Below are 13862 nucleotides of genomic sequence, written 5' to 3'. Positions count from 1 at the left end.
CAAACAACCGTTTGCCCTTATTTGTAGAGGTGTAAGTAACCGTAATCCGAAAATTACAAGTAAACTATGCCCTTACGTAACTGATACAAAATAGATAAGATTTTTCAAATATTTGTCAGTATATTACTGGATATTGTCAGCAACTGAATGATACAACTATCCCGAATATTTACGAATTCAGAGGTTGCCTGACACCTTTGAAGTTAGCTTCTCTCAAGTTTGCCTCCCAGAGGTTTGCTTCTTGAACAATTGCCCCTTCAAGATTGGCTAAGTATAAATTAGCTCGATGTAAATTAGCAGCGCGGAGATTTGCATTTGTGAGGTTTGCTGCGCCTAAATTTGCTGAACTTAAGTTTGCCCTTTCAAGGTTTGCACCTTTCAAGTTTGCAGCAGCGAGAATTGCTTGGTGTAAGTTGGCATTTTTTAAACTGGCATTCGTTAAATTGCTTTGATAAAAGTTTATTTGCTGTAAATTAGTATTATCTAGATTCACATTAGGAATATTTGTAAAACTAAGATCTAATATTTGATTTTTGGGATCATGTTGAACATTTCTATTACAAATAACATGCAGTGCTGTTTGAATATCAATACAAATTATGTCTAAATTATCTATTGGTGCTGATTGACGCAGAAAATTACTCAAAGCCTCCATGATATACCAGTGATGGGATGGATGAGTTTTGGTAATTTGTTCTAATTGATTAATTGCAAGTAAACGCTCTTGAATTTCTTGGGAGTTGAGTTGTTTGATTTGCCGTTGTAAGGTTTGTTTTAGCATCTTTGTCGTGATGATTTGATTGTTCCTGATTTCGTTTTTGTTGATTTTATCTAGTCTACGGCAGATGCAAACTCCACCATTTTAGTGAGTTAAACCAGAGAAAGAAACCAGGAAATAAAAAGTTATGATAAATTTAGTCATGATAGGCGGCGGTCATAGTCATACGATCGCATTACGGTTTTTCGCTACAAATCCCGTACCAGGTTTACATCTAACTCTCATTAGTGATGCTGAAGATACTCCCTATTCGGGGATGTTACCAGGACATATTGCTGGCTTTTACAGTCGCAGTCAATGTCATATTAATCTACGACGGTTGACTATTTCTGCCCAAGCAGAATTTTATGTTGAGCGGGTGGTAAATTTAGATTTAGAAAAAAAGTTAGTAATATGCGAGAATATACTACCAATAGCTTTTGACATAGTGTCAATTGATATTGGTAGTAAGCTAAAACGCATCTAGATGACATAAAATAAAAGCAGCAAATTTAGATAATAAGCCGAAATGCCAGCGAAGGGTCATCTATCATCAACAGAAAAGAAAAATCTACAACAGGCAGTAAAGACGGAAGAAAATCCGAAGATAAGAGAAAGAGCTTTAATGTTGTTGCTTTTGAATGATGGAAAGACGTATGAGAAGATAGCCGAGTTTGTAGGATGCTCCCTAAGAAGAGTAGCTTACTGGTGCGTTCATGGAGATCCAAATAATTTAGAAACACTAGAAGATGGAAGAGCAAAAGGTAATTACAGCAAAGCGAGTAAAGAATATATAGAGCGTTTGTTAAAAATTATAGATAAAGAACCGAAAGAATTCGGGTATGAATTTGGGAGGTGGACAGGGAAAAGATTATCAGAGCATCTAGAGAAAGAAACAGGAATAAAACTGAGTAAATCGCAAGTAAGCAGAATACTATCACAAGAAAAATATGTATATATTTGGGGAAAATATAGTTTAGAAGAGAAACAAGATAAAAAAAAAGAGAAGAGTTCAAAGAAAAATTATTAGACTATTTGAGATTAGCGCAAGAGAGCCCAAATGCACTTCAGGTATGGTTTTGGGATGAGTGCGGTTTTAGCTTAAGAGTGATAAGAAGAAGATGTTGGACTAAAAAAGGGAAGAGAAAAAAATAAAAGGAAAGAGGAGAAGAGGAAGAGTAAATATCATGGGAGGATTAAGATATGGGGATAAAAGAAGAATATGTTTTGTGATAAAAAAAGGAAATTCGGAAACATTTTATAACCAGTTAATTTGTTTGAATGAGCAAATACGTAAAGAATGGGAGTTTCAAGGTAATGAACCGCAAAAATTTCACAGCGAAGGTCCAAAGATAATCATAATTTTAGATAACGCAAGCTTTCATAAAAAGCAAGAGTTTTTAGAAAAAATAGAATCAGAATTACCTAATATAAAGTTGGAATTTTTACCTGCTTATAGTCCTGACTATAATTTAATAGAATTAGTGTGGCATTCTGCTAAAGAATATATAGCTCATCGAGAATTTGAAACACAAGAAGAACTAGAAAAAATAGTAAATAAACTTTTGAACGAAGGGGAATTAATTATTAATTGGACTAGGAAGGTAAAAAATAAAGGAAATTCTGTTAATGTCATTTAAATGCGTCTAAGCTTACTCCCAAAATAGGGAATGTAAATGTAAAGCATGTAATTCCTGCAAAACCTGTACCTCAGCTATTGGAAGCGTGGTATAAAATTTGTCAAGATTTCCCCAAAGACTCAACACCGATGAAAATAGCTGTAGTGGGTGGGGGTGCAGGAGGTGTGGAATTAACCTTGGCAATACAAGCAGGTTTACAGCAATTGGGAAGTAGGAAGTTGGAAATGCACCTCTTTCACAGTGGGAGGGAATTAATGTCAAATTCTTCAACTTCATTGAGGAAGTTGCTGAAAAAAATATTGCAGCAACGAGGAGTAGAATTGCACTTGGGCAAATTATCCCAAATTGAAAAGGTATTCCCAGAACAAGGATATAAAAAAATCACTAATTGCCCAGATTTATTTCAGCATGTATTTTGGGTTACACAAGCATCGGCAGCACCCTGGATACAAAAAACCGGATTAGCAGTGGATGCAGAGGGATTTATTTTGATAGATGAGACATTGCAATCTATCTCCCATCCCCACGTATTTGCCACAGGAGATATAGCCACTATGGTAAACCATCCTCGTCCCAAAGCAGGAGTATTTGCAGTCCGTCAAGGAAAACCACTATTTAGGAATTTACGGCAAGCAGTATGGGGAAAACCTTTGAAACCATACATACCCCAACAAAATTATCTAAGTTTAATTGGTACCGGAGATGGTAACGCGATATCTACGATTAGCTACGCCTACGCCTCACGCGGTAAATTAACATTACCACCCCACAAACTGCTGTGGTACTGGAAGGACTATATAGATCGTCAGTTTATGCGACAATTCGAGCGTCTGTAGTGGTAAAGCTGAGAAAATTAGCTTTACATGCTCCCATAAACATGACAAAATTCACTTGACCAAGAGGCTTAATAGTGGAAGAAGTTACAGGAAGTCTCGTCGTTGAACGGTGAGGTATGTGTGACTCTACGTTTCTTTGCGTTCACTTCCGTAGTTTTCCGGAATTCAACATTAGTCTGTGTTGATCATAGCATCGATCTCATTTCCCAATATTGGGTGTAGCAAAACCCAGTTTACAAATACAATTCAAATATTCAATTATGTCAAAAACACCTACATTCAAAACTATCTTATTTACAGCCCTTTCAATTACTATTACAGCTTGTACTAACAGTACCAAAACTTCCCAAACTATTCCCATTGGTATCGCTTTTGCCCAAACCAGTAACGTTGCATTATTAGGACAAGAAGGTTCCAATGGTGCGAAAATAGCTGAAAAATATTTTAACGATCAAGGTGGAATTAATGGAACTCCAATTAAACTAATTTTTCAAGATACAGGGGGGGAAGAACAAGGGGCAATCAATGCTTTTCAAACATTAATTAATAAAGATAAAGTAGTAGGTATAATTGGACCTACTTTATCACAACAAGGATTTAGCGCCCATCCTGTAGCTGATCGTGCTAAAGTTCCAGTTGTGGCAGCTTCAAATACAGCTAAAGGTATTCCCGAAATTGGCGATTATGTTGCCAGAGTTTCCTCTCCAGCTTCCATTGTTGCCCCCAATTCAGTTAAAGCAGCACTGAAACAAAATCCCAACATCAAAAAAGTGGCAGTTTTCTACGCCCAAAATGATGCTTTCAATAAAATTGAAACTGAAATTTTTCAAAAAACAGTCAAAGATTTAGGTTTAGAAGTTGTTACAGTACAGAAATTCCAAACCACAGACACAGACTTTCAATCCCAAGCAACTAATGGAATTAATGCCAAACCAGACTTAATAATTGTATCTGGATTAGCCGCCGATGGTGGAAACTTAGTTAGGCAATTGCGAGAACTAGGTTACAAAGGTTTAATTATTGGGGGAAATGGTTTGAATTCATCTAATGTCTTGAAAGTTTGTAAAGCATCATGTGATGGATTAATTATTGCTCAAGCATATAGCCCACAGCATCCTGGGAAAATTAATAAAGCATTTCGTGACATGTATTTTCAGCAATATAAAGTAGAACCACCTCAATTTAGCGCTCAAGCATTTACAGCCGTCCAAGTTTATGTTGAAGCACTGAATGAGTTAGATAAAAAGACGAAAATTAGTACTTTACAACTTCCAAAAATTAGGGAAGATTTGAATAAGCAAATGTTAGCTGGAAAATATGATACCCCAATAGGAGAAATTTCCTTTACACCCATTGGAGAAATTGTCCAGAAAGACTTTTATGTAGCTCAAATTAAAATGGAAAAAGATGGAAGTGCAGGTAAATTTGAGTTTATTAAGTAGCTAAATATGCAAAATTCTTAGGACTTACGCACTATACAAATTAACCATGATATGTTTCCACGAAAATAGGGAATTTCAGGCTTTGATGAATCATTTTTCGATCGTACATTAAGCCGCGTTGTAGGGTTTTAGCATTGCTAAACCCTCACGATAAATGTCTTTTTTAAAATCAACATACTTTGTCCTTTGTGTCAATGCGTAAGTTCTGATTCTGACTTCATTAAAGTAATTCGGAATTAAGTTTTATAACAGCGATTTAGACCCCATGACAAAACTAGCTACTTTTAATAGTGTGGACTTAAACCCCAAAATCATTTAAACAAATTGGGGCTTTAAAACTGACGATTTTTACTTTTATAACATGCATATATCAATATTCCTCCAACAACTCCTCAACGGATTATCAATTGGTAGCACCTACGCAATCTTTGCCCTAGGATATACCCTTGTTTACTCCATTTTAGGCATCATTAACTTAGCGCATGGGGCAGTATTCACACTTGGTGCATACTTTACCTATGCATTAATGGGGGGGACATTTGGGTCTAGTGGATTACTAGCAAATACAACATTACCATTTAAATTACCCTTTGCAACTGCTTTAATTATTGGGGGAATTTTGTCTGGATTAGTGGGAGTAGCAATCGAACGTTTTGCTTTTCTTCCCCTCCGTAAACAAGGTTCTGATGCATTACTCACGGTGGTTTCTAGCTTGGGTGTAGCGTTAATAGTTGTAAATCTAATTCTGTATATGGTGGGGGCTGAAAACTACACATTTCCCAGTGATACATACGGAAATTTACCAGTATCAATTAACTTCGGCACAGTAGAGAACCCAATACCGATAAGAACTGTACAGATAATAATATTTATAGTCTCAGTTGTGATAGTCGCAATGATGACATGGTTTATCAATCGGACAAAATATGGAAAAGCCATGCAAGCGATCGCAGAAGACGCAATGACTGCTAGCCTATTAGGGATAAATAGCGATCGCTTAATCGTTTTAACGTTCTTTATTAGTAGTTTTTTAGCTGGAATTGCTGGGACACTACTTGCATCTAGCGTCAGTATAGCAGGACCTTACTTCGGTATTACCTTTGGTTTGCGAGGTTTAGCAGTCATCGTTTTAGGTGGTTTGGGTAGCATCCCCGGTGCAGTTTTAGGAGGTTTCGTTATCGGTATCATCGAAGCATTTGTACCGGGAGAATACTCTGGTTATAAAGATGCTGTTGCCTTCGGGATTCTGTTTATTATGTTATTGGTACGTCCTCAAGGTTTATTAGGGAAACGATTTATTCAGAAAGTTTAATTTTGTGTAGCTGCTGATTATTACACGTTTTATGAGTGGTATTGAATATGAAATTTTTCTTGATTCTCGACATACTTCCAAACACTTACCAAATACTCTCCAAGTACAAAAATTATTGAAGCGAGGACAAGTATAAAGTCATCTTTGCGAGTTCAGACTCTGAGAAAGCCAAACTATGGCTACTAGAAGACGAGCATGATTTAGTGAATGGGCGACTTTCCTATAATGAAGAGTTTTAATAGGAAGTAACCCATTCTCTAGAATATCTAATCTAAAGCATGTTCTTTCAACACCTCCAAAGGAAGATACTCCAAAAGCTTTTCGTGAGTTGCTGCTAAAACTATCGGAGGTGCAACACCAGCTTTTAAAGCATCTTGCCAACGTGTTGCACACAAACACCAACCATCCCCAGGTTTCAACCCAGGAAAACCATATTCTGGTGCAGGTGTACTTAAATCGTTGCCTTGTAACTTTGTAAACTTGAGAAATTCCTCAGTTACTTGCGCGCAAACCACATGTACACCCATATCATTTATCCCGGTTTCACATTTTCCATTGCGAGTGAAACCCGTCATTGGGGAAGTACAGCAAATCTCTAATTCACCACCCAGGACATTTTTGGCATTTGTCATAATTACAACTAATACTTAGAGAGGGCAATCAAGAATATAAATAATCCATATTTATGATGTCACAGGCAAGATACCCAGCGCCAAAATTGAATAATTCTTTACTGTTAATAGCTTTATAACCCCGACTTCTTCAAGAAAGTTGAGAATCTTTGTGTTTATGTCTAATATCATTAAAACTTTTGTAGAGATGCGATATAGCCTCCTGCGGAGGAGCTACGCTAACGCATCTCTACATTATGGGCAATCAACTGGACATAATATAATTTAGGATAGGTAATAGCTGCAAAGCTTCATTAATTATTTAATTTTTGATAGGAGTTTTCACGCTATTTTTTTATGGGGGTACTAATTACTATGGAGTAGTAGTCTGAAATTTACTAAAACCATAGAAAAATCATGTCAAAAGAAGAAAATATTGAAAAGATATTATTAGCAACTGCAATTGTTGTGCAACCTAAAGTGGTTCCTGTAGTTACAGCTTATATAGCTGCAAAAGAAGCTGAAGAAACATCTAAAACTTTGTATAAATACTCTAAAAAAGCCTCTAAAATTGCATATAAAGGATTCAAAAAAGCTAAAAAATTCTTTTAGTAAAACCACAACTATGCGTAGGTTGGGTGAAACAAAGTGGAACCCAATATTTAAAATATTTCGTTTAGGTTAAGTCACACCTGATTTACAGAAATTTTCAGGTAAATAGACGACACGTAGATACGTTTTGGTGGAACATCTAGACAAAGTTTTAGTATTTATGTGTGGTTCAAATAAATTAAAATTGCTATAATGCCAATTTTCAAAAATAATACGACAGATGGGTTGCTAGGAGTTTAGCACTGCTAAACCCCTAGAGATTATCTATGTGTTGTAATGATTTTTTTAATTAGTATAACCTACGCAATTTAAAGCCTATTGTCTCTCATCGAATTCACTAAAAAAGGAAAGTAGTACGTAAAACACCTATCGTTACTGAATCACTATCAGGTGTATTTCCCGGTTCTATAAGATGAATAATACCTGGTGTCACACTAATATTATCAGTGACTTGAAAACGGTAAAATGCCTCAATGTGGGTAGTAGTTCCCGGTTGTCCTCCAGATTTACCTGAACCACCGCTAATAAAATCAGGAACATTACTCCCTAAAGGTAAATCACTGTTGGTAATTTTTGGTGGTTGTCCAACATAAATACCACCCAAATTTCCCTTGCCAAATAAATCAGGAAAGTTTAAATATACCATCCAATTAGTAGTTTCAACCTTACCAGATTTACCAGGGATATGGGAATTAGTATAACCACCCCAAGCACCAATAGTGAATTTGGGGGAAAGTTGCCAGTTAATAGTACTACCAATGGCGTTAGTTTGGATAGGTGCTCTTTTATTCGTCATGGGATCAGTTGCTGTTAAACAATCATCACCAATAAATGTAAGCAGGCAACCATTAGCCGCATAATTATTTAAATAATATAAACTAACGTCTATAGAATCAGTTGGTGTCACCAATAACTGTCCACCAGCAGTTGTATTTCCATCAAATAAACCATTTCTTTGGCTGGGATTATTGGCACTTACACTAGAATAAATACCTTGTAAACTAGCGCGTTTACTAAACTGCCAATCCACGGCAATTCCCGCTTGTCCAACATAGCCGATATCTAAAATTGGGTTGCGTTGAGCAAAATAAGATAAAGGTCCGATTGCTGCATTTTCAACCCGATTAGGACCTCTAAAAGCCGTAATTGTATTAACATTACTGGTTCCTATCATCACTGCTAATTTAGGACTAAGAAGTTGATGATAGTGCAAATCACTTAATACAAAGCTACTATTAGTATTAAATTCATAACCCAAAGTTATATCATTACTATTTCGAGGATTTGTTGATCCTTGTCCTGCTAAAAGTCCTGTAACTAAGTAACTAGTCGGGCTAGTTTGAGTTGTTAAAAATAATTGATTTAATGTAATTAAATTAGTATTTGTACCAGGGTCTTTTGTATCTCTTATTCCATCACGGGGATTAATATCGGCACGGTTATTACTGCGTCCTTGAACACCAATAATACTTACACCAGATAGTTTTGTGGTGGTAGAAAATTGATTTGCAGCAACTTCGGCTGAACGTGTTTCTAAGTTATCAACTCTACCGCGCAAAGCAACCAATTCTGCGGAAAAATCTTCTTGGAGTTTTTTTAGCTTTTCTAAGTCTTCGCGTGTAGTAATATTTTCAGTACCAGTGGCAATTAATTCATTCACGCGATTTAAACAGGCATTTAACCCCGCTGCAAATTCATACCTAGTTAAGGAACGATTTCCTCGGTATGTCCCATCAGGATATCCGGCAATACAACCATAGCGTTCAACTAGGGATTGTAATGCTTGAAATGCCCAATCTGTAGGCTGAACATCTTTGAGTTGAGATACAGATGTCACCTGTGACATCGATTCATCTGAGTTTTCAGCAGTTTCCGTAACCTGTGATATTTTTTGAGGAAGTTTACTGATTTCAAGTACAACTCCATCTGAACTATCTGAGGTTTCCACAACTTGGGATACTTGTTGAGGAAGTTTACTGATTTCGGCAACTTCTGCGGATGCAGCTTGATTGGGAAAGCCGAAAACACCTGTTATGATTAGCCAGAAAGTAATACAAGCTGCTTGTTCTGGGTAAAAATGCCTGCTTTTCACCTGATCATTATCTCACTAACGCACTTCATGGTTGAGTTTAGTGAATAAAAGTTACTTTTGGCATTGGAGAATTTACTTATATTTGGCGATATCTCCATCACTTGCTTTTGGGCAATATGGAGTAAACACGAGTATAAAAGAAAAATGCTGGACTGAACTTAGAGAGATTTACAGAGACAAATTGTATGGCAAACCCTCCACATCAGCCAAACCCGAATGCACGCATCATCAAACGGGTAATTAAGAAGACTGGGAAAAAATATCAACGTCAAAACAGCTTAGTTTCCTGGTTAGCGATCGCATTCCTCCTGGGAACTGGTAGTTTGGTTGTGGGGTTTGCTTGGATTAGCTTTTTGTATATCTTCAATCCGCAAAAGGTTTCCTGGTTAAATAAGGTGCTGCCAACATGGGCAAGAATTTCAATGCAGGGTGAAAACCCTCTTTCTCTGAAGCAAATTCAAACTGCCATCACCAAGCAAGGACTCATTCCTGGTGAAACCTTGACTTTGAAAAATAAAGGTTTTTTATTGCCCGTATACAAAAAAAGGGCAAATTGTCAAGATGATTGTCAAGAAATAATTGAATTACGACTGTACCAACAAGGAATAGATGGGGATTCCCAAGTAACTCGGAAATACCAGTTAATTAGCCAAACGACAGTTACAGGACCAGAGGAATCCTTTGTTGCTGCACCTCTAAGTAATGCCATCAATGAAAGTCCCGGTACTAGTGTGGCATTACCTTTGACGGAAATTGGACAAATGGAGGCAGCACCATCCCCAGGTATGTGGTTTTATTTGCGGGGACAGCGACAGGATTCAGCATACACCGCAGCATATGGACATATTATCTACTACAATCCAGAACGCGATCGCATTCAACAAATGTTGTCGTGGACAAGTCCCACTGGACAGTTACCCCAATGGCAAAAGCAGGGGTTAGTTATAAATCAAACTGTGGGTTTGGAACCTCAGCTACTGGTTTACCAAGTCAAATCAGTCAAGTTATTTCTCAACCCGGTTGAATTGGTAGAAATAACCCTCAAACCAGCAGCTTGGAAAAATGATAACTATGAAAAGGCTTTATCCCTTGCCCGTAGCGGGTTGTGGACTCCAGCTTATACATGGTTGCAATCCATTCAAAAGCAAAATAAAAATATCCCTGTATCTGCACAAGCACAAATAGAAGTCATTCGTCTTCATTCCCAACTTACTCAAGCACAAGCAGCGAAAAGCTGGGCAAGTCCTAGTCAAGAAATACTAGCAAACTTAATTGATGGACGCTGGAGTCAAGCTTTAGAGGTATTTAAACAGGGTTCACCAGAAAAAGCTCAAGAAATTGCTGCATTTCTCAAAACCGATGATGGTAGATTGTGGAATCGCTTAGAAGCAGCTTTGGAAGTGAATCAAAACCGTCCGGAAGTACAACTATGGGGAGGATTAATCGTAGCTGCGAGGGAAGGAAATGCGAAAGCAACTTCTTGGTTACAGAAAAGAAAAGCAACCTCCCAGACACTCAGCGATAGCAAAGTTTTGTTTGCCAAGTTGCGTGGTGAAGTAGTTACGAAGTCCCCAGTTATACCCAATCACCCTAGTAGAATTATTGGTTCAGTCCAAGCAATTACCAAAGTAAATCCCAGTGAATGGCTGCAACCTGAAGAAAAGTTGGATGTAGTTACCCATCAAAAATGGTATCAAGTAGAGGTGGCAGGCTTTCATGATGGTAAACGCTGGCTTTACCCACCATTTAATAATTTAAATTTACCCAAAACCTCAGCAGATAAGTATTTGTGGTCAAATTTGGGGATAAATTCAGATCCACTATTGCAAATTGCTATCTGGTTGCCAAATGGAGAACAAAAAGCCACTACCGCAACCATTAAAGCTGTAAAATTAGCAGGTGGAAGCCTGCGACTGTTAGCTTTACCCACAGAAAATATTATTGAAGCTAACCGCGCTTTAGCTGTAAGTAATTCCGCATTAGAGTGGGTGGAACCTCTGCCAATTAGTGTTTCCGAATTGGCACAGCAAAACTTACAGCAGCTAAAAGTGATTTTACCAAAACTATGGAAATCACTACAAGCGTCTGGGCAAATACCCAAATCTGATGTACCTAGTTTGCCTCAAATTCAACAAAAAGTTGGAAATTGGCTCGTACAGCGACTGGATTTAACAGGGAACAGTAAGGCTGAAACAGTATTTACCATTTCCCCAGAAGCATTAGCAACCCTAAATCCTGGGGCGAAAAAACCAAAGGGTAAAGAGTCCCCACGAACGGTAATTTTTTCCGATGGTGGCAGTATAATTTACACAGACTTTGCTGAAAAACCTCAACAGAACTTGAGTGCGATCGCTAAACTGGCAGAAGTAGATTCTTTGGCTTTACTAGTGGTAAATGGCAAAGGTTATAGCCTCAAGCGTTGGTCTGGAAAAAATCAACGCTTTGAGTAGTCGTTTCTATCCGAGCCAAAATTCTCACTAATTCTCGCAGGTGTCTGTACCAGATTTTTCCTGCTTCAAATTCTGCAACTGCTGGAGTAAGTAGTCTACTTCAGCTTGCAGGTGCATAAACTTATCTTGCTGATCTTCCCGATAGTAAGCCTTGTTTGTCTTGCTTACAAAGGTACTGTGCAAATCACGAGTGGTAACACTAGATGTTGTCATTACTTAATTCAACCCTTAAATTTAACTCACACCAATAGAAATATTATAATAGTGTGATTTTAAGAATAATTAAAATATTCTATATTTTTTATTAATGAATGTAATCTCTTACATTCGTAATTCTGAAGACCCGTAAGGTCATGGCTTTGTTCCTCATCTGTGGAGAGTGACTTGGAAAAGCGTCAGGGGGGGACATATAGCTATTGCCTATATGTCTTCAATGCTAGCAGTAAGCGATCGCGCTTTTCCAGTACAGGGTTAGTTTATGCGATCGCACCTAGTCTAAACTGAAATAGCGATCGCACCCAAGTAAATTTTGACAATTGCGATCGCTATAACTACAAACAATGGAATTTATCACCGCGATCGGATATCATTAAATTTCATGCATATTTCATGTAGAGGTCATAACCATGCTCGATCTACGGGAAATTTACCCACTTTCAGATTTTCAACGTAACGCTCGGCAGTTTATCGAGCAATTACAGGAAAACCAAAAACCAATTGTCTTGACTGTTAATGGTAAGGCATCTGTGGTTCTACAAGATGCAGCATCCTACCAAAAATTATTAGATGATTTGGAATTAGCAAAGTCAGCAGCCACAATTCGGCAAAGTATAGCAGAAGTTGCCGCAGGACAAGAACAAGATGCGATCGAAGCTTTAGAAGCATTGCGAGCAAAGCATGATATACCGCGTTAAAATAACCCCTCCGCATCTGCTAGTGCGGTAGGGGTTTTATTTATGGATTGGCGAGTATTCAAAAGAAAATGCTGCCAAATGGTTCAATGGATTATTTAATGTCGTTGAGACACTTACTTCCATGCCACAGCGTTGTCCAATTGCTCCAGAAAGAGATTTAGTAGGACAGGATATTCGATGTCTTTTTTACAGAAAAAATTATCGGATACTTTATACAGTTGAAGGAGAAGCTGTCACTATTTACCATATCCGTCACACTTCTCAATCCGTGATGACGCGGGAGGAATTTTTGCGCGAACCTTACCGGGAGGAGATTTTACCGGAATAAAATAGTCATAGTTGAATAGGCTTGATAATTCGATGCGATGCCTACGGTAAGCTCCGAAGTATCGCGCTTTTCTAGTACATGGTTATTTTGCGCGAAGTAGCTTGTCCGACGCAAGTCGTAAGTCGTTCGCGTTCTCAAACAAATCTAAAAACTTTCATCCTAGCGTCAATATTCCAGCTTGATAATTTACAACCAAAGGCAAAATTTTTAACCACGCAGAACCAATTAGAACTTCTGTAATTTCATCTCCTGCATAAACAGGAATTTCATACTCTTGTTCATCCAAGAAAACTTTACCCAAATATTTTTCAAAAATGGCTTCCCCTCTTGCTGTCAGCATTTGCTCGTCACCACGATAAACCCATTCAAGAACTTCTAAATCTTGTTTATTAATGACTAAAAAACCTGTAAAGCCAGTATCTAACATAGCATCTACAGGTAAATTCAATCCATCAGTAGTAATCAAATCAATTTCAAAAAATATATGCCCGATGTCGTCAAAATTCCCCTCAATCATATCGTGCCAGTGGCTCCTGTCTCATTTAGACAAAAAACACAATGATGATTGTGGGGATACTTTTGCAAGGCTCGATCGTGGGCAATTTCTATATTTGCATCTATGAAATAATCTCCGCTCTCTGGTTCGATGGCAATGTACCAACCGTAGTATGTATCTATTATTTGGGGACGTACTCCATCGAAAATTTCTCGACAGCGTTGAGCAAATATTTCATGTTCGGCTTTGCGTTTAGCTAGCTCTTCGGGTGATAAAGAACTGTTTAGAGAAATCCTACTCCGACGTTCTTTTGGTTTGAATACTGATTCTGTCATGATATTTAACTGACGTTATCTTAGTACAAAGCTAAGT

Annotated in this window: 14 protein-coding genes and 1 pseudogene; 9 read left to right on the top strand and 6 right to left on the bottom strand. The window is 37.7% G+C overall.

The features are described 5' to 3' along the window. Positions 1–169: 169 nt before the first annotated feature. Entirely contained in the window at positions 170–781 is a 612-nt protein-coding gene (locus tag CAL6303_RS16405; RefSeq protein ID WP_015198929.1) for a pentapeptide repeat-containing protein, read from the bottom strand. Positions 782–905: 124 nt separating this feature from the next. Between CAL6303_RS16405 and CAL6303_RS16400 the strand changes: the two genes are divergently transcribed. The 5 genes and pseudogenes from CAL6303_RS16400 (at position 906) to CAL6303_RS16375 (ending at position 5987) form a co-directional block, all read left to right on the top strand. Then, the gene (locus tag CAL6303_RS16400; RefSeq protein ID WP_041739691.1) at positions 906–1244 is read left to right on the top strand and encodes a hypothetical protein; all 339 of its coding nucleotides are present in this window, start codon (positions 906–908) and stop codon (positions 1242–1244) included. Positions 1245–1286: 42 nt separating this feature from the next. After that, positions 1287–2397 (top strand): annotated as a pseudogene (locus tag CAL6303_RS29375) (IS630 family transposase). A gap of 77 nt (positions 2398–2474) precedes the next feature. Next, positions 2475–3233 carry an FAD-dependent oxidoreductase gene (locus tag CAL6303_RS16385; RefSeq protein ID WP_255348422.1) on the top strand — a complete coding sequence of 253 codons (759 nt, stop codon included), beginning with the start codon at positions 2475–2477 and terminating at the stop codon, positions 3231–3233. 260 nt (positions 3234–3493) lie between these two features. Beyond that, entirely contained in the window at positions 3494–4675 is a 1182-nt protein-coding gene (locus tag CAL6303_RS16380; protein WP_015198928.1) for an ABC transporter substrate-binding protein, read from the top strand. Positions 4676–5036: 361 nt separating this feature from the next. Then, complete coding sequence (locus CAL6303_RS16375) at positions 5037–5987, top strand: branched-chain amino acid ABC transporter permease (RefSeq protein ID WP_015198927.1); 951 nt, start codon at positions 5037–5039, stop codon at positions 5985–5987. Positions 5988–6253: 266 nt separating this feature from the next. Here the strand turns inward: CAL6303_RS16375 and CAL6303_RS16370 are convergent, their stop codons facing one another. Continuing rightward, entirely contained in the window at positions 6254–6619 is a 366-nt protein-coding gene (locus CAL6303_RS16370; RefSeq protein WP_015198925.1) for a DUF2237 family protein, read from the bottom strand. A 396-nt stretch (positions 6620–7015) separates the two neighbouring features. Here CAL6303_RS16370 and CAL6303_RS16365 point away from each other — a divergent pair, with 396 nt between their 5' ends. Next, complete coding sequence (locus tag CAL6303_RS16365) at positions 7016–7210, top strand: hypothetical protein (protein WP_015198924.1); 195 nt, start codon at positions 7016–7018, stop codon at positions 7208–7210. A gap of 337 nt (positions 7211–7547) precedes the next feature. On the opposite strand, the gene CAL6303_RS16360 is transcribed toward CAL6303_RS16365, so the two are convergent. After that, a complete protein-coding gene (locus tag CAL6303_RS16360) occupies positions 7548–9302 on the bottom strand; it encodes an iron uptake porin (protein WP_015198923.1) in 1755 nt (584 codons plus the stop codon). Positions 9303–9487: 185 nt separating this feature from the next. On the opposite strand from CAL6303_RS16360, the gene CAL6303_RS16355 reads away from it, so the two are divergent. After that, complete coding sequence (locus CAL6303_RS16355) at positions 9488–11752, top strand: hypothetical protein (protein ID WP_015198922.1); 2265 nt, start codon at positions 9488–9490, stop codon at positions 11750–11752. A 27-nt stretch (positions 11753–11779) separates the two neighbouring features. Here the strand turns inward: CAL6303_RS16355 and CAL6303_RS16350 are convergent, their stop codons facing one another. Beyond that, a complete protein-coding gene (locus CAL6303_RS16350) occupies positions 11780–11965 on the bottom strand; it encodes a hypothetical protein (RefSeq protein ID WP_015198921.1) in 186 nt (61 codons plus the stop codon). A gap of 413 nt (positions 11966–12378) precedes the next feature. On the opposite strand from CAL6303_RS16350, the gene CAL6303_RS16345 reads away from it, so the two are divergent. Both CAL6303_RS16345 and CAL6303_RS16340 read left to right on the top strand, forming a co-directional pair. After that, entirely contained in the window at positions 12379–12666 is a 288-nt protein-coding gene (locus CAL6303_RS16345) for a type II toxin-antitoxin system Phd/YefM family antitoxin (RefSeq protein WP_015198920.1), read from the top strand. A gap of 46 nt (positions 12667–12712) precedes the next feature. Next, on the top strand, positions 12713–12994 hold the full coding sequence (locus CAL6303_RS16340; protein WP_083866321.1) for a type II toxin-antitoxin system RelE/ParE family toxin: 282 nt from the start codon (positions 12713–12715) through the stop codon (positions 12992–12994). A gap of 154 nt (positions 12995–13148) precedes the next feature. On the opposite strand, the gene CAL6303_RS16335 is transcribed toward CAL6303_RS16340, so the two are convergent. Beyond that, positions 13149–13511 carry a hypothetical protein gene (locus tag CAL6303_RS16335; RefSeq protein ID WP_015198919.1) on the bottom strand — a complete coding sequence of 121 codons (363 nt, stop codon included), beginning with the start codon at positions 13509–13511 and terminating at the stop codon, positions 13149–13151. After that, positions 13508–13825, bottom strand: coding sequence for a hypothetical protein (locus CAL6303_RS16330; RefSeq protein WP_015198918.1), 318 nt, complete (start codon positions 13823–13825; stop codon positions 13508–13510). Before CAL6303_RS16330 ends, CAL6303_RS16335 begins: the two co-directional genes overlap by 4 nt. Positions 13826–13862: the final 37 nt, after the last annotated feature.

The sequence above is a fragment of the Calothrix sp. PCC 6303 genome (genome assembly GCF_000317435.1).
Lineage (GTDB): Bacteria > Cyanobacteriota > Cyanobacteriia > Cyanobacteriales > Nostocaceae > PCC-6303.
This window is presented reverse-complemented; position numbering and strand designations above follow the sequence as displayed.